This is a genomic window from Rhizobium sp. SVR5-2C (assembly GCF_056755115.1).
Genome location: NZ_JBNDHT010000029.1, coordinates 17858 through 38470, shown reverse-complemented (window position 1 = coordinate 38470; position 20613 = coordinate 17858). Strand labels below are relative to the sequence as shown.

Here is a 20613-nt window from a genome sequence, read left to right as displayed (position 1 = left end):
GTTTTTCGGTTGAATAGCGTGTTGAGCAACCGAACGGGGTTGATTTTCAGGCTTTGCGGCAGACATAAACCGTGTTAAGCGGGCCATGACTGTCACAGTCGTCCCGGAAACCAAGGCACCGGCGGGTTTTTGCCAGCGTGGAACATCTTAGAAGCCCGGGCTAACGAGTTTGCCGAAAGTGCCAGAGGGCGCCGAAGGCTGAAACAGGATAGGGGTGCCGGAAGGCATTCTGATCAGGATATAAGGTCGAGGAAACCGACATGAGCGATATCGCAGAACGCGTAAAGAAAATTGTTATTGATCATCTTGGCGTCGACGCCGAGAAGGTTGTCGAGGGCGCCAGCTTTATCGACGATCTGGGTGCTGACTCCCTCGATACGGTCGAACTGGTTATGGCGTTCGAAGAAGAATTCGGCGTGGAAATTCCGGACGACGCAGCAGACTCGATCCTGACGGTCGGCGACGCAGTAAAGTTCATCGAAAAGGCTCAGGCTTAATCCTGAGTGATTTTCAAAGGGCGGGCCATGAGTCCGCCCTTTTTATTTGTGCATTGCTTTATTCAAAGTGAAAAAATACAGGCGGGGAAGCTGTCGATGAGACGGGTCGTCATCACCGGTACCGGCATGGTATCACCCTTGGGATGCGGAACTGAAGTCACCTGGGCTCGGCTGCTCGCCAGCCAGAGCGGCGCTCGCCTCGTCACCGAATTCGAGGTGGAGGATCTTCCCGCCAAGATCGCCTGCCGCATTCCTGTCGGTGACGGCACGGAGGGCACCTTCAACGTCGATGATTGGATGGAGCCGAAGGAACAGCGCAAGGTCGATCCCTTCATCATCTACGGCATGGCAGCCGCCGATATGGCGCTGAACGACGCCAACTGGCACCCGGAGGCCGATGAGGACCAGATCGCGACCGGCGTCCTGATCGGTTCCGGCATCGGTGGCATCGAGGGTATTGTCGAGGCTGGCTACACGCTCCGCGACAAGGGCCCGCGCCGGATCTCGCCGTTCTTCATCCCCGGCCGTTTGATCAACCTCGTATCCGGCCAGGTTTCGATTCGTCACAAGCTCAGGGGACCGAACCATTCGGTCGTCACGGCCTGCTCGACCGGCGCACATGCCATTGGCGATGCGGCCCGTCTGATCGCGCTTGGCGATGCCGACGTGATGCTCGCGGGCGGCACGGAATCGCCGGTCAGCCGTATCTCGCTCGCAGGCTTCGCCGCGTGCAAGGCGCTTTCCACGCAACATAATGACAATCCGCAGAAGGCGTCGCGTCCTTACGATCGCGACCGCGACGGCTTCGTCATGGGCGAGGGCGCCGGGATCGTCGTCCTAGAAGAGCTGGAACATGCCAAGGCGCGCGGCGCGAAGATCTATGCAGAAATCGTCGGTTACGGTCTCTCGGGCGACGCGTACCATATCACCGCGCCGTCGGAAGATGGTGAGGGCGCGCAGCGTTGCATGGCCATGGCGCTGAAACGCGCCGGGCTGACGGCTGCCGATATCGATTACATCAACGCCCACGGCACCTCGACCATGGCCGATACGATCGAGCTCGGGGCCGTCGAGCGTCTCGTCGGCAATGCGGCGTCCGGGATCTCGATGTCTTCGACGAAGTCTGCTACCGGCCATTTGCTGGGTGCGGCCGGCGCGATCGAAGCGATCTTTGCAACGCTTGCGATCCGTGACAACGTTGCACCGCCGACGATAAATCTGGATAATCCCGAACGGGAAACCGCTATCGATCTTGTTCCGCACAAGGCTCGTCAGCGAGAGATCAATGTGGCACTGTCGAATTCCTTCGGATTCGGCGGTACGAATGCATCGCTGGTGCTGCGCCGCTATACAGCTTGAACGCGGTTTTTGAGGCTGCGGGAGTAGGGGTGCCAGCGTCTTTCGAAAAAGTGCTGCCACCTGTTTTTTGCCGTATTGCTTCTTAAAACAGCGGATAGGCGAAATTAGAGGATTGCCGTGAGCGATACGAACCACAGCAACGAATCGGCAGACCAGAGCGGCCAGCCGGCGCAAAACGGGCGGATCATTCCGAAGTCGCCCAACGAAGCGCTGCGTCCTGAGCGTGTTCCGGAGCCGCCGAAGCGTTCCAAGAAAGCGCGCAGCCAGGTCATCATCTTCCTGAACTTCCTCATGACGATGGTGGTGCTTGCCTGCGCTGCCGGCATCTTCGCCTTTTATTATGCAATCTCCAGCTATCAGGACCCCGGTCCGCTGGAGACGAACACCAATTTCATTGTGCGCAACGGGGCCGGCCTTTCGGAAATTGCCTCCAATCTTGAGCGCAACAACATCATCTCCGATGCTCGTATCTTCCGCTACCTGACAGCCACTCGCCTGAAGGACGGCGAGAGCCTCAAGGCCGGTGAGTACGAAATCAAGGCCAAGGCCTCCATGAACGACATCATGGAACTGCTGAAGTCCGGCAAATCGATCCTCTATTCGATCTCCTTCCCGGAGGGGCTGACAGTCCGTCAGATGTTCAACCGCATGGGCGAGGATGCCGTCCTCGAAGGCGAAGTGCCGACGGCGCTTCCGCCGGAGGGCAGCCTGCGCCCGGATACCTACAAGTTCTCCCGCGGCACGAAGCGCACCGAGATCATCGACCAGATGGCCGCGGCGCAGACAAAACTCGTGGATCAGATCTGGGAGAAGCGCGATCCTTCGGTCCCATTGAAGTCGAAGGAGGAGTTCGTCACGCTCGCTTCGATCGTCGAGAAGGAAACCGGTGTTCCCGACGAGCGGGCGCATGTCGCATCCGTTTTCCTGAACCGCCTCAGCAAGGGCATGCGGCTGCAGTCGGATCCGACGATCATCTACGGTCTTTTCGGCGGGGACGGCAAGCCGGCTGACCGCCCGATCTATCAGTCGGATCTGAAGAAAGAGACGCCCTACAATACCTACGCGATCAAGGGCCTGCCGCCGACGCCGATCGCAAATCCTGGCCGCGACGCGCTGGAAGCAGTCGCCAACCCGTGGAAATCGGCAGACCTCTATTTCGTTGCCGATGGCACGGGAGGGCATGTTTTCGCGGCGACACTTGACGAGCATAACGCCAATGTAAAGCGCTGGCGTAAGCTCCAGGCCGAAAAAGGGAGCGACCCGAATATCGCGGTTGACGGCCAGCCAGGATCGGCGCAAGCCGACGAACCTGCTCAACAGAAGAAAAAGACAAACTGATTTCGGAGGCTCGGATGGCTTTGCAGTCCATGACCGGTTTTGCGCGGCGCGAGGGTACGAGCGGCCGCTGGCGCTGGGCTTGGGAATTGCGGTCGGTCAACGGTAAGGGGCTCGACCTCAGGCTTCGCTTGCCACCCGGTCTCGAGCGCATGGAAACCGATGTGCGCCGTGTCGCGGGCGAGCAGTTCAGCCGCGGCAACATGCAGGCCAATCTCTCGGTTTCGGCGGGCGAGAACCGTTTCGAGGCGGTCCTCAATCAGGAAACGTTGGCGAACGTGCTTGCGCTGCGCGATCAGCTTGCCGGGATTATCGATCCCGAGCCGCTGCGCCTGGACACGCTTCTGTCCATCCGCGGGCTCGTCGAGTTTCGCGAGACCGAGGATAGCGCGGAAGAGATTGCCGCGCGCGATGCGGATATCGCGACAGGCCTGCTGACGGCTCTTTCCGACCTCAAGCTCATGCGCGAGCAGGAGGGGGCTGCGCTGTCCCGCGTGCTGCTCAATCACGTTTCGACCATCGAGAACCTGGCGCATGCCATTGAACGCGACCCTTCGCGCACGCCGCAGGAAATTTCGGCACGGATCAAAGCGCAGATTGCCTTGTTGATGGACGGCGCGGGCACGCTCGACAGGGACAGGTTGCATGCGGAAGCCGCGCTGCTCGCCACCAAGGCCGACGTCAGCGAGGAGATCGACCGGCTGAGGGCGCATGTCGCGGCGGCACGTGATCTGTTAGGGCGCGGCGGTCCGGTTGGCCGCAAGCTCGATTTCCTTGCACAGGAATTTAACCGTGAATCGAATACCATCTGTTCGAAGTCGAATGCGGCGGCGGTCACTGCCGCCGGCATCGAACTGAAAGTCGTCATCGACCAGTTCCGCGAACAGGTCCAGAATCTGGAGTAGGACATGAAGCCGGCGAAATCCTCGCCCGTTCCGATCGCTCGCCGCGGTCTGATGCTCGTCATCTCGTCGCCGTCCGGCGCAGGCAAATCGACCATCGCAAGGACGCTGCTGGCGCAGGACAGCCAGATCGGCCTTTCCGTCAGCGTGACAACGCGTCCGCGGCGCCCGAGCGAAGTCGACGGCATTCATTATCATTTCATCAGCATCCGCGAGTTCGAGCGGCTTCGCGATTCCGATGCGCTGCTGGAATGGGCCGAAGTGCACGGCAATTTTTACGGCACTCCGCGCGAGCCGGTGGAAGCGGCGATGGCTGAGGGGCGGGACATGCTTTTTGACATCGACTGGCAAGGCGCCTTGCAGCTGCAGGAGAAGATGTCAGCGGATGTCGTTTCCATCTTCGTTCTGCCGCCGACGATGACCGAATTGCAGTCGCGGCTTCACCGGCGCGCTGAAGATTCCGAAGACGTGATTGCACGCCGTCTGGCTAATTCCCGCGCTGAAATCGCGCATTGGCGGGAATATGACTATGTGATCGTCAATGACGATCTCGAGGCAGCCTTCGATGCGGTCCAGTCGATCGTAAAGGCCGAGCGTCTGCGCCGCGACCGGCGGCACGGCGTTTTCGATTTCGTCAGCAAACTGTTGGAAGAGACACCGGTTCTCTAAAGCGAATTCGCAAGCAGGCAGAATTCTTCGACCGAGAGGGTTTCGGCGCGGCGTTGCGGATCTATGCCTGCCTTGTTCAGCAGGTTCTCGCCGCCAAGCGGCTTGAGGCTCTGGCGCAGCATCTTGCGCCGCTGGCCGAACGCCGCCTGCGTGACCTTCTCGAGATTGGCGACGGCGCAGGGGATCGGGTTTGCCTTCGGCGTCAGATGCACCACCGTGGACGTTACCTTCGGCGGTGGCGTGAAGGCCTGCGGGGAGACGTCGAAGGCCATCCGGGCATCGGTGCGCCAGCCGCAGAGAACGCCCAACCGGCCGTAGTGGTCGTCGCCCGGTTCCGCGACGATCCGCTCGCCGACTTCCTTTTGGAACATCAGCGTCAGGGATTCCCAGAACGGCGGCCATTGCTTTGGCAACAGCCAGTTCACGAGCAGCTGCGTGCCGACGTTGTACGGAAGATTGGCAATGATCTTGACTGGTCCTGCAGGCGCCAGCGCCTCGAAATCGGTCTTCAGCGCGTCACCACCGAGCACATCAAGCCTGCCGGGATAATGATCCGATATTTCCGCCAGCGCGGGCAGGCAGCGCGGATCGCGCTCGACGGCGATCACTTTTCTCGCACCCAGCGCCAGGATGGCGCGCGTCAGCCCGCCGGGCCCAGGCCCGACCTCGAAGACGGTAGAGCCTTCGAGAGATCCAGCGGTGCGCGCCACCTTCTGCGTCAGGTTGAGATCGAGAAGAAAGTTCTGGCCAAGAGCCTTGCGTGCATCAAGGCCGTGACGCTGAATCACGTCGCGAAGCGGCGGCAGGCCATCAAGTGCGGCCATCAGCGCTGTTCCGCCGACCGGCTGAGTTGGGCTGCAAGCTTCAGGGCTGCAATCAGGCTCTGCTCACGCGCAATGCCTTTGCCGGCAATACCAAAGGCCGTCCCGTGATCCGGCGAAGTCCGCACGAAAGGCAGCCCGAGCGTCACGTTGACGGAATCGTCGAAGCCCAGTGCCTTTGCGGGAATCAGCGCCTGGTCGTGATACATGCAGATCGCGACATCGTACCGGGCGCGTGCCTCGTCGTGGAACATGGTATCCGCGGGCAGGGGGCCAATGGCGTCGATGCCTTCGGAACGCAGAAGTTCAATGGCGGGATAGATGATGTCTTCGTCCTCGCGCCCCATCGTGCCGCTTTCGCCGGCATGCGGATTGAGACCGGCGACTGCGAGGCGCGGCCTCTCTATGCCGAAGCGCTGCCTGAGCTCGGCATGCGCGATGCGGCAGGTTTCCGCGATCAAATCGCCGCTGAGCGCCTGGGGCACGTCCCTGATCGGGATATGAATGGTAACCGGGATCGCCCGCAGCTTGGGACCCGCAAGCATCATGACCGGTCTGACCGGCTTGCCGGTCGCGCGGGCGGCGAGGTCGGCTAGAAACTCGGTGTGTCCGGGAAACTTAAAGCCGGCCTCGTAGAGAACGGATTTTGCGATGGGGTTGGTAACAACCCCCGCGGCCTCGCCCTTGAGGACCAGCGACACGGCCGTTTCAATTGCGGCAATCGTGCCCGGCGCTGTCGCGACATGCGGTTCGCCCGCGGCCACTTGGACGCCGGCGGCAACGGGCAGGACGGGCAGCGCATCGACAAAAACATCGGCGGCCGTCGCCGCACTCGCTTCGGCTATTGCGACGGAAAGATCGAGCTGCCGCGCCCTCACCAACAGCACATCGGGATCACCGATCAGAAAGAAAGGTGGCAGACCGAGCTCACGCCTCCTCAGCCAGGCCATCAACGTGATGTCCGGGCCGATCCCGGCCGGATCTCCCTGCGTCAGTGCAAGCGGGCGCAAAAACGGGGTAGACACGGCGATCAGCGGTAGATGATCTGCGCCTTCTTGCGCAGCTCGTCCAAGTATTTGGTGGCGTTCTCGTTTCCTGGCGCGGTCTTGTTTGCCTTCGCCTTGTCGAGGTCCTCTTGGCGGAACATGATCTCGGCGGCCGTGTCATCCGACACTTCGCGCTGGCTGCAGATAGCGAGATACTCCACACCCTTGTCGGTCACCCGTGTCGCCGTGGTGTTGCCCTTTGCCTGTTCGACCAATGGTTTCCAGTCGGCCGGAATCTCAGGTGCCAGCATGCGGCCAAGGTCGCGGACGGACACATCACGCATTGTTGCAGCAAACACCTTCGCCTGGTCGCAACCCGGATACTTCGAACGCGATGCTTCGGCTTCGCTCTTGCGCTTGGCCGTGATGCCCTTCTTCGATTGCGGCACCACGAAGATGATCTGCTGCAGCATATATTCGGTGGTAACCGGCTTCTGCTTGTTGTTCTCCATCATGCGGCTGACAAGATCGCTGCTCGACATGCGTGCACTCGAGCCATATCGCGCGTTGACGACGCGCGGCCAGCTCATTTGCACGGCAATGAACTGCTTGAAGTGATCGACGCCGACGCCGGCCTGGGTGAGAATCTGCGTGAGCTGCTCGGTCGTGAGCTTATTCCCGGACGCAAAGCGCGCGAAGGAGGCATCGACGTCTTCTTTGGAGACGGACATTCGCACGCGCGAGACTTCCTGCCGTTTCAGTGTCTCATCGACCAGCGATTCTTCAGCAGCCTTCGCATCGGCTTTCTGATGCTGGAGACGCAGGAACGCCTGGCGTTTTGCGATATCGCCTGATGTAAGCGCAACGCCATTCACGACGGCTTTAACCTCGCTGGCCGCAAATGCCGAGCCGCCCTGCGGCTGAATGAGCGCCGCGAGCGCGCATAATGCAGCTCCAGCCAACAGAGATGTGACAGTCTTTCCTGCGCCAATCATAAGCCAGTCCTTCCCATAGACGCTGCGGCAGCAAGTACAGCTTTGCCGAGGTCGCCGGAGAGCCGTTCCTAAGCGACACTCCTATGCCTCATAACCCAATTGACGGCAATGTCCTGCATAGTGTTGCGGCGAAAGAAAGGCCCGCTTTCCTTCGCCGCTCAAATACTAATCAATTGTTGTAGATATTCTTTTCGATATCGCCGGAATATCCGATGTTCACATCGCCCAGGGTACGGAACGTAAGTCTGGCTCCGATGGTCCAGTCGCTTGCCGATTCGTCGGACGTATCGCGCTTCGAAGTATAGGCGATCGTGAAGATCGTGCACTCGTCTTCGTAGGAGAGACCAAGGGTCTTTCTGCTGACGACATCGTTGTTGAGGTCCCAGGCAATACCCCCGAAGACGGACCAATAATCCTTGAACCTGATCCGTCCCTTGGCTTGGATTTCGTCGCTGTCTTCGGCAAACCCGTAGTCCGGCTGAGCGGAAATATGGGTGTAGAGAAGCTGGCTCTGGAACGTATCGTTCTGGAAGCCGGTCGTGAGATCGCCGCGGCGGAAGGAGAGATCCTTCTCATCCAGACGGTAGGACGCGGCGAAAGAAAGACCCTGCGGCGTTTCGATGCCGCCAAGACCGACATAGTCGGAACGGGTCGTCTCAAGGCCGGAATTGGCGCCGGCATTGACGAGATCGTCCGTGTCAAACGAGTTCTGGCCGGCGAGCTGATAGGATTGCCCGAAAATGCCGTGAAGCTTGTAGCCGTTATCGAACGTCCCGGTGTACTGGAAGCCGATATTGGCCCGCGTTCCGCCCTCGATGCGATCATAGCCCGAGTACTTGTCACGCTCGAAGAGCGTCGTGGCGTCAAAGACGAAGCTCTGCGCGTCCTCATTCGGCAGGGCACCCGCCAAGGGCTCGTCGGGACGCGCGTAGATTTGCGCTATCGGTTCAAAGACGTGCGTGCTGTTGGCCGTCGTCATCAGGATTGGATAACGTGCCTCCAGGCCGGCAGTGATCATCCCGCGCGTTGCAGCGTCGCCATCGTCGAAATTGCCATCGTAAGGGGCAAGAGAATTGGGATCGTCCATGTTGAGCGCGAGCGCGTCGCCTCGTGCTGCAACGAGAGGCGTAAGAAGGACGCCCTGAGGTGTCACGAAAGTGCGCTTCCATTCCAATTCGCCGGTCAAGCGGGACGTCTGGCCCTTGAGCCCCGGGAAGCGGTTTTCGCCCACAGGGTTGTCGAAAAAGCTGTCGTGCGTGCGCGATATATTCGTGAAGTTGACGTCGAGCGAAAGTTCGCCACCCGCGAGCGGCTGCGGAGCGACCGCGTGATAGTCGATCACCGGATAGACGATCGCCTGCTGCTTTTCTTCCTCGCTGTCCGGATCGGCATCCTGCACATCGAAGTAGAACGAGCGGATGTCGAAATAATTCCGCTTGCCGAGACCTGTCAGGTAAACCTGGTTGGTGTGGGTCGTTTCATCGAAGCCTTGGAGCTTATAGGTACGCGAGAAGTTGTTGTCGGTCTGCGCCATGACATCCCAGCCGAACGTCCAGCGGGGATTGATCTTGAACTCTGCCTGAGACCCGATCATTGCGCGGCCATCGGCCTCGTGGTCGCTTGTGCCCTCAGTAAAGGTTTGCGGGCTCAGTTGGTCTATCCCGGCAACGCGCAGCGTGTGCGTGCCATTTTCAAACCGCTGACGGAACTCGGCGTCCAGAAGGAAGCCCTGGGTCGTATAGCCGGTGCCGTTAACCGTGACGTCCGCGCTCGGCGAGAAGACGTAATAATACGGGACGGTAACGCCGAATCCGAGATTCTGCGACGTACTGAAGGTCGGGAACAGGAATCCCGACTTCCGCTTCACGGTCTGGTCCGGAACCTCGATCCACGGAAGGAAAGCGATTGGCTTGCCAAGCAGTTCGAAGCGCGCTTTTTCCAGGCGGATCGTATGCTTCTCGCCGTTCTGAATAACGCGCTCGGCCTTTACCTGCCAGAAAGGTGGCCGCTCGGGGTGTTCGGCGCAGGGAAGGCACGCCGTATAGACGCCCTTGTTGAGGATCATCAAATTGTCGTCGACGCGCTGGCCGCTTTCGGCCGCGATGCGCGTATTGTCCGTGGTCTCGATGCGCAGCGCGCTGACGAAGCCTTGGGCAAAGTCGTCTGTCACGTCGATCTTGTCGGAATACATGCGGTTGCCATCGGGGCTGATCAGCTCGACATTGCCGATCGCCATCATCCGGCGCGTCTGCTGGTTGTATTCCACGCGCTGGGCCACCATTTTGTAGCCGGCGTAATTGATCTGCACGCCTCCGACGGCCGAAACGATCTGCTGGTCTCTGTTGTAGACCAGCTCATTCGCCGAAAGGATCATTTTCGCGTTGGGATCGATCTTCGGCTGCAGCCTTCCCACCGTCGTGCTCTGTTGCGCGAAGGCGGCAGGAATGGTTCCCGAATAGCTAACCAGAGTCGCCCCGGCCAGCAGGGCAACCATCTGTTTACTAAAAGTCTTGCGGTCGCCTGCCGCCACTAGCCGTCCTCCTGATGAAGCAGAATCGTTGCGCCGAGAGCCAACGCGACGACTACAGGAATCCAAGCCGCCACGAAAGGCGGCACGACTCCGCTGCTTCCAAACGCTCTAACAAGCGCCGTGACCACATAAAGCACGAAGCCTGAAAGGATTCCACCCAGAATCACCGACCTCGACTGGTTGAACCGGCTAAATTTTAGAGACACTGTTGCAGCAATGAGAGTCATCGCGACAAGCAGCAACGGTTGGGACAACAATGAGTGGAATTGCGTCTCCAGCGCCTTCGTCGGTATGCCAAAGGATTTGGCGATTGCGATTCGATGGGAAAGATCAAAAAAAGCAATGGTTTCAGGCGCCGTCAGGCGTTCCCGAACGAAATCCTGCTTCAAATTGGTGCGAAGTTCGACGGTTTCCTTGCGAAGGGCGATTTCGCCCGGCCGGCGTTCGACAACGTTCTTAAGAAGCCAGTAACCATTTTCCAATTTCGCCGATGCTGCATCCTGGCGCAGGATGACATGTCCGCTCGAATCGAAGTGGATCAAAACCGCATCGATCAGCAGCGTTCCGTTCTCTTGAATCGTGCGCGCTCCGATGATGACGTCATCCTTTCCGCTGATCTGGCGGAGCCATGGGATCTGCGGTTTGCTGCTCGAGGCTTTTTCCTGGCCGCGCCAGTCGGTTTCGACCAAAGCCGCCTGCCGCTGTCCCCAGGCCGCCAGCGGGTTGATGACCGTCATCGTCAGGACGCCGAGGAGGAAGGCGCCAAGCACGAACGGAGACATGAACTGCCAAACCGAAATGCCGGCCGCCCGCGCCACCACCAGCTCATACTTGCGGTTTAAGCCGATCAGGACCGTCATTCCGACGAAAAGCGCAATGAATGGAACCGTCTGCTGGATGATGAGCGGCAAGCGGACCGCAGTCATCAGCAGGCCGCCGGTGACGGTATAGCCGGGCAAGCCCGACATTCGTCCCGCCGTTTCGCTGAAATCAATGAGGAAGACGATCGAGATCACGCCCAGGAAGAACCAGATCGTAATCGCAAGATACCGGCGCAAGAAATAGCGCCCCAGAGTGCCGAAAATCATGAACGCCCTCCGGGTGTCTTGCCTTGAGCCGCGGACGGCAGCAGCCGTTCGATCTTCTGCCAGATGCTGGCCGCGCGCTCGCTCACCGCGGCTGGAACGGAAAGACGCTTGTGCAGGTTGAACGAGAGGATTGCTAAGACGGCGCTCACGATCGGAATCGCATACAGAACGCCGATATAAGAGGGATCGGTGTCAATCTGGTTCGCCGCGTAGAAGGAGGCCCAGCGCAGTGCAAAGGCGAAAGTAAGCGCCGTTACCATCGGATGCAGCCGCGCCTCGCGATGCGACCGTGCGTCGCCCGCAATCGCCAGTGAAATAAGCGCGAAGACAAAAGGCAGAATCCAATCGGTAAGCCGCCGGTGGAGTTCGGCGCTGTATGTTCCTGGCTTCGAAATATAGTCTTTGTCCGTCGGATCCGGATTGAGCAGGAAAGCCAGGTCGCGGTCGCTGGCGCGCAGCGTTGCCTGGCCGCGGTTCTCGGTCAGATCGGACAGATCGAAGGAGTATGAGTCGAATCTGATGATCGAGACATTGCCGTCGTGGGGTTTGCGCTGAACCTCGCCGTCACGCATGATGAGCGAGGTGCCCTTCTCGTCGACGGCACCTTCACGTGCATAGTAAATCATATCGGCGGTAGGATCGCGCTCGTCGACGACGAACAGGCCCTTCAGGACGCGGCCAGCCAGCCGCTCCGAAATCTGGACATACAGCCCATCATCGATCTTGCGGAAGTTCTTCTCTTCCATGACGGTGGACAGAAGATCGGCGTAGGCCGCTGCAATCATCTGGCGTCCGGCGGTCTTTGCTTTCGGTTCAACGACGTTGTCGACCAGGAAGGAGAACACGCTGATGAGCGCCGCGAGCACGAGGATCGGGCGGATGATCACGTCCCTCTTGGCGCCGGCCGCATCGATGACGGCCAGTTCCGAATCATTGTTCATCGTCGTCAGCGTTTGTGTGACGCCGATCACGACGGCGAACGGCAGCACGATGGGAATGATCGACGGCAGGATGAATGTCGCAAGCATGGCGAACGAGCCGATCGACTGGCCGCTATCTGTGACCAGGTTGATGCGTTGCAGCACTTGGGTGGTCCAGATGATAGCGAGTACAGGAAGGAGCGCTACGAGGAACATCTGGCCGACGCGCCGCAATATGTAGATCTCTAGTAGTTTCATGCCGGCCCTTGAACACACAAGCGATGCGGACGCACCGCAGCTGGAACCATCTAAGCTCTTTGCCGCGCTTTTGCGACAACCAGCCGTCATAATTTCATTCAAATTTCAGAATTTTTTGCGCGGTGTGATGAATCGGCTAGCGCAAAGACGCCAGCGAAAACAACCACAGCCAGCAGCCAACCGAGCACGACATCGGAAAGGAAGTGCGCGCCGAAGGCCAGCCGCATCAGCGGCGTGAGAATCGAGATTGCCAAAATCGGCAGAAACAGCCCGGTGCGTGCCGGCTGCGGTATCAGCACGAGGAGGCAGAGGAGCCAGCCGGCGCTCGCGGCCTCTCCGGAGACAAACGAGCAGTTCGACAGGCATTTTCCGGCAAAGGATCCGGCCTGCATGAAATCGAGTGTGCCGCCGAAGTCGAGTGTGCTGATAGGCCTCGGCCGGCCCGAATGCTCCTTGAGTATGAGGTTCACGATCAGGCCCGGCCCCAACAGCAGAGACGTCAGAGCGATTTTGAGGTTCCGAGCCCGAAGCGCGTTGAACGTCGCGCCATGATGTCCGTAACATGCAATCAGCATGATGAGCATCCCGATCGCGACGACATACGGCAGCCGGAAGAAGATTGTTCTGAGGATATCCAGAAATGCCGTCTGACGGGAGGGGAAGTGCCCGCAGATCTGCGCGGCGACATTGGAGCTCTTGCAGGTGTCAACAACGAAGAAATACCGGGACGCGGCGATGTCGATCTGCGGGAAGGCATGGAATACGACAAGCAGCACCCACCAGAGAGAGAAGAGGGCGACGAAACTACCGGCCGCCGTCCTGGGAAGGCGAATCTTGGGCCTTAATAGCTGGTTCTCGGTAGCGGACTTCACGTTGGACTTCTTTTCATGTTTTGCTGCGCTGCATCGAGGCGCTGGCTTTTTGACTCGGCACAGCGGATTTGTCCATGCCTCGTGATCAAGCCTTGTTTTAGGCGCTAAAACCCGAAATTATCGCGCCGGATAGGATTCTGAAGAATCCGAATGGAGAAAACATGTCAGCCAAATTCGATATTTCATTTTCAAAGTCGGCGCAGATCCGCGGCGGATTGACAATTCTTTTGAAAGCCAGCGAGTCCGATTTGGCGGCGGGAGCTGAAATTGCCGACCCGGCGGGCATCATTGCCAAGGCTGCGAAAATTGCGAAATTCGCCGCCAAATCGATGAGCGCGCTTGATCTTGTCGCCCCTGAAGGCTCTCACGCCGATCGCATCGTCGTCGTCGGTCTCGGCAAGGCCGCAGAGCTTGCGGCTCATGACTGGCTGAAGGCAGGCGGCACGGCTGCCTCGAAGGTCAAGGGTGTTGATAAGGCAACCATCTTCGTTGATGCCCCAGGCGTTACCGTCGACGGAAAGACTGCTGCGGATTTCGCGCTCGGAATGCTGCTGCGGGCCTACAATTTTGACAATTACAAGACGAAGAAGGGCGATGACGACGACGCGGCAAACGGCAAGACAGTCAAGGTAACGATCGTTACCAATGACGCGGGCGGTGCGAAGAAGGCCTTTGCAGATTCCGAGGTTGTCGCCGATGGCGTCAACCTCGCCCGCGATCTCGTCAACGAACCCCCAAATGTCCTCGGCCCGGTCGAGTTCGCGGCAAGGGCAAAGGAGCTCGAAAAGCTCGGCGTTGAGGTCGAAATCCTGACCGAGCGCGAAATGAAGCGTCTCGGGATGGGTGCGTTGCTCGGCGTCGCTCAGGGTTCCGCCCGCCCGCCGCGCCTCGCCGTCATGCAGTGGAAGGGTGGCAAGGCCAAGGACAAGCCGGTCGCCTTCATCGGCAAGGGGGTCGTCTTCGATACCGGTGGCATCTCCATCAAGCCGGCGGCAGGCATGGAAGACATGAAGGGCGATATGGGTGGTGCTGCCGCCGTCACGGGTCTCATGCATGTGCTTGCCGCCCGCAAGGCTGCTGTCAACGCCGTCGGCATCATCGGTCTCGTCGAAAACATGCCGGACGGCAATGCTCAGCGCCCGGGGGATATCGTCACTTCGATGTCGGGCCAGACGATCGAGGTCATCAATACCGACGCCGAAGGCCGTCTCGTGCTCTGCGACGCGCTTTGGTATTGCAACGACCGCTTCAAGCCGAAGTTCATGATCAACCTTGCGACGCTGACGGGTGCGATCATGGTAGCGCTCGGCAATGTCCATGCCGGTCTGTTCTCGAACGACGATGACCTGGCCGGGCAGCTGACGGCGGCCGGCACCTCCACAAGCGAGAGGGTCTGGCGCATGCCGCTCGGCAAGGAATACGACAAGATGATCGACAGCAAATTCGCCGACATGAAGAACACCGGCGGCCGTTACGCGGGTTCGATCACGGCTGCGCACTTCCTCAAGCGCTTCGTGCAGGAGACGCCCTGGGCACATCTCGATATCGCCGGCACCGCAATCGGATCGCCTCAGGATGAGATCAACCAGTCCTGGGCCTCCGGCTTCGGCGTTCGCCTGCTGGACCGCTTGGTACGCGACAGTTACGAAGCCTGATCGCCGAGATGACGGAAGTCCTGTTCTATCACCTGACCGAATCCAAGTTGGAGGACGCGCTGCCCCCGCTCGTCGACAAGAGCGTCGAGCGGGGCTGGCGTGTTGCGATCCAGGTGCAGGAAGCGGCTCGAAGGGATGCGCTTGACGCGCATCTCTGGACTTTCCGTGAAGACAGCTTTCTGCCGCACGGCACGGACGAGGCCGAACTTGCCGAAGACCAGCCGGTGCTGCTCACGGCATCCGCCGGAAATGCCAATGCCGCGACCGTGCGTTTTATTGTCGACGGCGCCGAGCCGCCGCCGGTCGATGCCTATGACCGCATCGTCTTCATGTTCGATGGATATGACCAGGAACAGCTCGAAGGCGCTCGCGCCCAATGGAAGAAGTTAAAAGGCGAGGGGCACAACCTCACCTATTGGCAGCAGACCCCCGAGGGACGCTGGGAGAAGAAGGCCTGAGCCTGCGGGCCGATCTTTGTTGCCTGACCGTCCGCTCAAATGTCAGTCGGCGCGCTTGAACGTCCACTTCACGACATAATCGCCATTACGTTTCAGCTTGGCTTTGGTCTTCACCTTGACGCGACCGCCGAGCGCGCCCTCGGCCGTCTCAAATGCCTGGCGGGCTTCGGCCATCGCTGCGTGGTAGGCGCTGTTGTCGCGCTTCGGGCTCTCGGCGACTTCCTTGAGGAGGGCGGTCATCTCCGGTTTGTTCTCGGCCATGTCCACCCTCCTGACTCATCATTTGATCGCCGCCTTTTTAGGCTCAGTCGTGGAATGCTTCCACGAATTTGCGCTTGCCGAGCATGAAGGCGTCGGCGACATGGCGGAGCGGCGCGAGATCGACGTCGGATTTGCCCGCCTTGACGATTTCCGCAAAGCGCCGGTAGAGCTGAGGATATTCCTCTTCCGGAGCGGAGAATTTCAGCTCGCCATTGACGGAAAGCTTCGAGCCGCCTTCCGCAAGCTCCATCGTTCCGGCTGCCGTCTCAGCAATGATATCCCAGCTCTGCTTGCCGGTCTGGCGCCAGTCGAATTCGGCGCGAACAGGGACATCATCGGCGTTCTTGAAGTGCAGATCGGCGGCAATCGGCGCGTCTCGGTTTTCCGGGAATTCCAGTGTCGCGCCTGTCAGGAAGATCGCCTTTGGCAGGATATGGGTGACGATCGACAGCGCATTGATGCCGGGATCGAAAACGCCGAGGCCGCCTGCCTGCCAGATCCAATCCTGGTTCGGATGCCAGTGGCGCACGTCCTCTTTCCAGATGACGTGGACGCTTTTGATCGTCGTCGACGCCAGGAAGGCTTTTGCAGCTTCGACAGCGGCGGCGTAGCGCGAGTGCCAGCTTGCAAAAAGCGAAAGACCCTTTTGGGCTGCCAGCGCTTCGAGGTCGGCGACCTCGCTCAATGTGGCCCCCGGCGGCTTTTCGAGGAAGACATGCTTGCCAGCGGAAAGCGCCTTGTGGGCGGCCTCGTATCGATACTGCGGTGGCATGCACAGCGATACGGCGTCGATCGCCGGCACGGCGTCCAGCATGGCCTCGATGCTGGTGAAGCTTGGGATACCTTCGACCGTGCCATGGCGGCTCGCCGTCGCGATGAGCTTGAAGTCGGGGTTCTTGGCGATCGAGGGAAGGTGCTGGTCGCGGACGATCTTGCCGACGCCGACGATGGCGAGATTGATGGGTGACATGGGATAAAGCTCGCGTTCGGTGTTTCGCTCAAAAGTATGATTTATTGCGCGGTGTTTTATCAGAATGTTACCGCCGGGCAAGCCGCGTTGTCACGTCTTGAACGACGTTGCTTCGACCAGTTGGGATATTTCGTAGGCAAACGGGCTGGCTAGCCCGCCATGGCGTCCTCGTATTCGGCCGAAAGCTCGAGCCACTGTTCCTCGGCCGTTGTGAGCTTCGATGCCGCCTCGGCGCGCTGCCTGGCCTTCTCCGTCGCCTTCGCCGGCGTCTTTTCGTAGAGGGCCGGATCGGCAAGCTCCGCATCGAGGGCTTGAATCTGTTTCTCGAGCTTTGCCGTCAAGGATTCGATTTCGTTGATCTTCTTCTTGAGGGGCGCAAGCGAGGCGCGCTTGCCGGCATTCGCCTTGCGCTGATCGGCCTTGGAGGAAGCTTCTTCACCCGGCTCGGGCTTTTCGTCCTTCTTCTTGCCAGAGGAAACGACGATGTTGCGATAGTCTTCCAAGTCGCCTTCGAAATTCGAAACCGTGCCGTTGTTGACCAGCCAGAGGCGATCGACTGTCGCCTCGATGAGATGGCGGTCATGCGAGATGAGAATGACGGCGCCCTCGTAGTCGTTGAGGGCCTCGATCAGCGCCCGGCGGCTGTCGATGTCGAGGTGGTTGGTGGGCTCGTCGAGGATCAGAAGGTTCGGCGCATGGAAGGCGGCAAGGCCCATCAGCAGACGCGCCTTCTCGCCACCGGAAAGATCCTTGGCAGCGGTCGACATCTTTTCCGTCGCAAGTCCCATCTGCGCGACGCGGGCACGCACCTTTGCCTCGGGTTCGGTCGGCATCAGCCGGCGCACATGCTCGACGGGCGTCTCGGCCGGGACGAGGTCGTCGAGCTGGTGCTGCGCGAAGAAGCCGATCTTCAGGTTCGGCGCGAGTTTGATTTCGCCTCTTTCGGCCAAGAGCCGGCCGGCGATGAATTTCGCGAAGGTTGATTTGCCGTTGCCGTTGGAGCCGAGCAGCGCGATGCGATCGTCGTTGTCGATCCGAAGACTGATGCTCTTGAGGATCGGCTTGCCGGGCTCGTAGCCGACCGCGCCGCCCTGGATCGCCACGATCGGCGAGGCGGGCTGTTTTTCCGGCTCGGGGAAAGTGATCGGCTGCACGTGATCTTCGATCACCGCAGCGACGGTGCCCATGCGCTCGAGCGCCTTGACGCGGCTCTGCGCCTGGCGTGCCTTGGACGCCTTGGCCTTGAAACGGTCGATGAAGCTCTGCAGGTGTTTGCGCGCCGCCTCGTTCTTGGCCTTAGCCTTCATCTGCAGTTCGTCGGCCTCGGCCTTCTGGCGCTCGAACTGGTCGTAGCCACCGCGATAGAAGGTCAGTTTCTTCTGGTCGAGGTGGATGATCGAATTGACGGCGTTGTTCAAAAGGTCGCGGTCGTGGCTGATGACGATGACGGTGTGCGGGTAGCGCCGCACATAGTCTTCCAGCCAGAGCGTGCCTTCGAGATCGAGATAGTTTGTCGGCTCGTCGAGGAGCAGCAGGTCCGGCTCGGCAAACAGCACCGATGCCAGAGCCACGCGCATGCGCCAGCCGCCGGAAAAGGAGGACGCCGGCCGCTGCTGGGCGTCCCGGTCGAAACCGAGACCCGCGAGAATGCTCGCGGCCCGCGCCTCGGCCGAATGTGCGTCGATATCGACCAAGCGCATCTGGATTTCCGCGATACGGTGCGGATCGGTCGCCGTGTCGGATTCGGCAAGCAGCGCGGCGCGCTCCCGATCGGCGGAGAGCACGATTTCGATCAGCGAATCCTCCGTGCCCGGAGCTTCCTGCGCCACCTGGCCGATGCGGGCATTCTTCGGAATGGAAACCGAGCCGGACTCCGCACCGAGATCGCCGGTGATGATCCTGAAGAGCGTGGATTTGCCCGCGCCGTTGCGCCCCACAAGGCCAGCCTTCGTTCCCGCCGGGAGCGTTACGCTGGCATTGTCGAGGAGAAGGCGCCCGGCTATGCGCGCAGAGATATCGGTAATCGTGATCATGCGCGGCGTTTTGGCCGAAACGCGCGATCAAGGCAAGAGCGCTCGGACGAAGGCTAGCGCCCAAAAGCCTGCACCGGCTGGCGGCGGTTGGACTGGGCGGCAAGAAGAGCGACGCGGGCATTGGCCTGAAGCTGTGCCGGCGTCGCCGCATCGGAACTCAGCGCGATGCCAAGCGAAATGGTAAGCTTGCCCGGCCCACCTTCGGAAGTCGCGAAGACCATGTTGTCTTCCACCGAATTGCGCAGTCGCTCGGCAATCGCCACGGCATCGCGCATGCCGACATTGGCAAAGAGGAAGCCGAACTCGTCGCCTTCGATGCGCGAGACGAGATCGTTCTTCTTGATGGACTTGCGGAAGAGGCCGCCGAGCTTCTTGATCAGCTTGTTCCCGGCCGGCAGGCCGTATTTCTGGTTCACTTGCTTGAAATCGTCGATATCGACCATGATCAAAGCACTGCCCGCCGCACCTTCCTCGCGCTCGTAAAGTTCGTTGATTGCCTTGGTCAGCGCGATGCGGTTTGGCAGGCCGGTTAGCGCATCGGTCACCGATGCCGATTGCGCGGCGGCCATTCCGCGCTCCAGCGTCTCGATCCGCTCGGCGGCGGCTTTCAGCTTTGCTTCGAGTTCGGTTTCGGAGGAAAGGACGCTCTTAAGCGAGGCCGCGAGATATTCCCATCTCGCTTATAAGAGATCCGATGCCCCGGTCGCCACTGCCGGAAATCGACTGCAGCAGGGCTTCAGCGGCGCGTGAAAAGGAGCGTTTCTGCTGGAGGCTTTCGGAAAGATGTTCTGCGGCTTCGAGCAGAAGCTTGCCCGCTTCGCTGCCGGCGGCTTCTGCGGCAATCCCGCAATGGCTGACGAGACGATGTTGCAGGCCGAGCGCATCGAGCTTCGCCTGCTGCGGATGGGAACCGAGCGCGGCAATGTCGCTGGCGAGCGCTGCATTGTGACCGGCGACCGCTTCATAGAAAAGTTCGTAATTTCGCGGCAGGCTCGCGATGTTAAGCCGCGCCATATGCTGCGCGATTTTTTGCGCCTCAGTGGCAGGAGCGGGGCGTGCGCCCTCGTTCTGCACTGCGTTTCTGGTTGCATTCTGCATAACCGTCCCTCGCTGCGTCAGCCCTGTCCGGCCGCGGCTGTTGTGGCGTTATGCATTCAAAGATTTTAAAATAGCTTGAATTTTCAGCAGTATTGGGTGGACTTATTATGAGGTGCTGAAGTACAGTTAATACAACCTTGAAGCGGCCATGCTCTAAATGATGACGGCCATGGGTATTCCTGATTTTGATCGTCGCGACAATCTGTTGTGAAATGCGATCCAAACTCTTCGCGAAAGGCAGGTCACAACCCGGCTGTCGATGCTATCAGCCGATGACCCGGTTATGGGCTGGTTCGAGCGCGGTCTTGACCTGCATGAGGGCAGGGGACGCACTGTGACAGCGGCGTGAAATTGGCGCTTGCCCCTTGTTTTCGGGGCTGGGGGCGGGTAAAGACCGCCCACTTTTCTCCGAGAAACAGAGGATTTGACCCCAATGGCGATTGAACGCACCTTTTCGATGATCAAGCCGGATGCAACGAAGCGCAACCTGACGGGTGCCATCACCAAGATGCTGGAAGATGCCGGCCTGAGCGTCATCGCCTCCAAGCGCGTCTGGATGAGCAAGCGCGAAGCTGAAGGCTTCTACGCCGTTCACAAGGAGCGTCCGTTCTTCGGCGAACTCGTTGAGACCATGACCTCGGGCCCGACGGTCGTTCAGGTTCTCGAAGGCGAGAACGCCATCGTCAAGAACCGCGAAATCATGGGCGCAACGAACCCGGCAAACGCCGACGAAGGCACGATCCGCAAGGTCCACGCTCTTTCGATCGGCGAAAACTCCGTTCACGGCTCCGACGCTCCGGAAACGGCTGTCCAGGAAATCAAGTACTGGTTCTCCGACACGGAAATCGTCGGCTGAATCGGATTTTCAGCCGAGAGGCTGAAACCTCTGAAATGACTCTGAAAGCC

The 20613-nt window shown here is 59.9% G+C and carries 18 protein-coding genes and 2 pseudogenes; 9 read left to right on the top strand and 11 right to left on the bottom strand.

The window, feature by feature from the left end:
• The first annotated feature begins 260 nt into the window (after window positions 1–260).
• The 5 genes from ACPYOI_RS11030 (at window position 261) to gmk (ending at window position 4762) form a co-directional block, all read left to right on the top strand.
• Window positions 261–497 (top strand): acyl carrier protein, encoded by a 237-nt coding sequence (locus ACPYOI_RS11030; RefSeq protein ID WP_027507378.1) that lies wholly within the window; start codon window positions 261–263, stop codon window positions 495–497.
• Window positions 498–593: 96 nt separating this feature from the next.
• Window positions 594–1856: a beta-ketoacyl-ACP synthase II gene (gene fabF, locus ACPYOI_RS11025; RefSeq protein WP_481420222.1), complete on the top strand. Its 1263-nt coding sequence runs from the start codon at window positions 594–596 to the stop codon at window positions 1854–1856.
• 117 nt (window positions 1857–1973) lie between these two features.
• Window positions 1974–3194, top strand: a complete 1221-nt coding sequence (gene mltG, locus ACPYOI_RS11020; RefSeq protein WP_481422865.1) for an endolytic transglycosylase MltG — start codon at window positions 1974–1976, stop codon at window positions 3192–3194.
• A gap of 14 nt (window positions 3195–3208) precedes the next feature.
• The gene (locus tag ACPYOI_RS11015) at window positions 3209–4096 is read left to right on the top strand and encodes a YicC/YloC family endoribonuclease (RefSeq protein WP_481417167.1); all 888 of its coding nucleotides are present in this window, start codon (window positions 3209–3211) and stop codon (window positions 4094–4096) included.
• A gap of 3 nt (window positions 4097–4099) precedes the next feature.
• Window positions 4100–4762: a guanylate kinase gene (gene gmk / locus ACPYOI_RS11010; protein WP_481417166.1), complete on the top strand. Its 663-nt coding sequence runs from the start codon at window positions 4100–4102 to the stop codon at window positions 4760–4762.
• On the opposite strand, the gene rsmA is transcribed toward gmk, so the two are convergent.
• The 7 genes from rsmA to ACPYOI_RS10975 all read right to left on the bottom strand — a co-directional run bounded on the left by rsmA (window position 4759) and on the right by ACPYOI_RS10975 (window position 13232).
• Window positions 4759–5586 (bottom strand): 16S rRNA (adenine(1518)-N(6)/adenine(1519)-N(6))-dimethyltransferase RsmA, encoded by an 828-nt coding sequence (rsmA, locus tag ACPYOI_RS11005; protein ID WP_481417165.1) that lies wholly within the window; start codon window positions 5584–5586, stop codon window positions 4759–4761. The two genes, gmk and rsmA, sit on opposite strands and share 4 nt — an antisense overlap.
• Entirely contained in the window at window positions 5586–6608 is a 1023-nt protein-coding gene (gene pdxA, locus ACPYOI_RS11000) for a 4-hydroxythreonine-4-phosphate dehydrogenase PdxA (protein WP_481417164.1), read from the bottom strand. The genes rsmA and pdxA overlap by 1 nt, the downstream gene beginning before the upstream one ends.
• Before the next feature lie 5 nt (window positions 6609–6613).
• Entirely contained in the window at window positions 6614–7564 is a 951-nt protein-coding gene (locus ACPYOI_RS10995; RefSeq protein WP_481417163.1) for a SurA N-terminal domain-containing protein, read from the bottom strand.
• A gap of 169 nt (window positions 7565–7733) precedes the next feature.
• Complete coding sequence (locus ACPYOI_RS10990) at window positions 7734–10094, bottom strand: LPS-assembly protein LptD (RefSeq protein WP_481417162.1); 2361 nt, start codon at window positions 10092–10094, stop codon at window positions 7734–7736.
• The gene (gene lptG / locus ACPYOI_RS10985) at window positions 10094–11182 is read right to left on the bottom strand and encodes an LPS export ABC transporter permease LptG (protein ID WP_481417161.1); all 1089 of its coding nucleotides are present in this window, start codon (window positions 11180–11182) and stop codon (window positions 10094–10096) included. Before lptG ends, ACPYOI_RS10990 begins: the two co-directional genes overlap by 1 nt.
• Window positions 11179–12360, bottom strand: a complete 1182-nt coding sequence (locus ACPYOI_RS10980) for an LptF/LptG family permease (RefSeq protein ID WP_481417160.1) — start codon at window positions 12358–12360, stop codon at window positions 11179–11181. Before ACPYOI_RS10980 ends, lptG begins: the two co-directional genes overlap by 4 nt.
• Before the next feature lie 98 nt (window positions 12361–12458).
• Complete coding sequence (locus ACPYOI_RS10975) at window positions 12459–13232, bottom strand: phosphatase PAP2 family protein (RefSeq protein ID WP_481417159.1); 774 nt, start codon at window positions 13230–13232, stop codon at window positions 12459–12461.
• Between the two features lie 161 nt (window positions 13233–13393).
• Between ACPYOI_RS10975 and ACPYOI_RS10970 the strand changes: the two genes are divergently transcribed.
• Together ACPYOI_RS10970 and ACPYOI_RS10965 are read left to right on the top strand one after the other, a co-directional pair.
• Entirely contained in the window at window positions 13394–14887 is a 1494-nt protein-coding gene (locus tag ACPYOI_RS10970) for a leucyl aminopeptidase (RefSeq protein ID WP_481417158.1), read from the top strand.
• Between the two features lie 8 nt (window positions 14888–14895).
• Window positions 14896–15345, top strand: coding sequence for a DNA polymerase III subunit chi (locus ACPYOI_RS10965; protein ID WP_481417157.1), 450 nt, complete (start codon window positions 14896–14898; stop codon window positions 15343–15345).
• 42 nt (window positions 15346–15387) lie between these two features.
• Here the strand turns inward: ACPYOI_RS10965 and ACPYOI_RS10960 are convergent, their stop codons facing one another.
• The 4 genes and pseudogenes from ACPYOI_RS10960 to ACPYOI_RS10945 all read right to left on the bottom strand — a co-directional run bounded on the left by ACPYOI_RS10960 (window position 15388) and on the right by ACPYOI_RS10945 (window position 19707).
• Window positions 15388–15606 carry a hypothetical protein gene (locus ACPYOI_RS10960; RefSeq protein WP_481417156.1) on the bottom strand — a complete coding sequence of 73 codons (219 nt, stop codon included), beginning with the start codon at window positions 15604–15606 and terminating at the stop codon, window positions 15388–15390.
• A gap of 43 nt (window positions 15607–15649) precedes the next feature.
• Window positions 15650–16576, bottom strand: coding sequence for a Gfo/Idh/MocA family protein (locus ACPYOI_RS10955; RefSeq protein ID WP_481417155.1), 927 nt, complete (start codon window positions 16574–16576; stop codon window positions 15650–15652).
• A 149-nt stretch (window positions 16577–16725) separates the two neighbouring features.
• A complete protein-coding gene (locus ACPYOI_RS10950; RefSeq protein ID WP_481417154.1) occupies window positions 16726–18609 on the bottom strand; it encodes an ABC-F family ATP-binding cassette domain-containing protein in 1884 nt (627 codons plus the stop codon).
• Between the two features lie 53 nt (window positions 18610–18662).
• Window positions 18663–19707 (bottom strand): annotated as a pseudogene (locus ACPYOI_RS10945) (GGDEF domain-containing protein).
• A gap of 214 nt (window positions 19708–19921) precedes the next feature.
• Here ACPYOI_RS10945 and ACPYOI_RS10940 point away from each other — a divergent pair.
• Both ACPYOI_RS10940 and ndk read left to right on the top strand, forming a co-directional pair.
• Window positions 19922–20056, top strand: a pseudogene (locus ACPYOI_RS10940) (glutathione S-transferase family protein); the annotation flags it as partial.
• A gap of 84 nt (window positions 20057–20140) precedes the next feature.
• Window positions 20141–20563: a nucleoside-diphosphate kinase gene (gene ndk, locus ACPYOI_RS10935; RefSeq protein ID WP_481417152.1), complete on the top strand. Its 423-nt coding sequence runs from the start codon at window positions 20141–20143 to the stop codon at window positions 20561–20563.
• The last annotated feature ends 50 nt before the right edge of the window (window positions 20564–20613 follow it).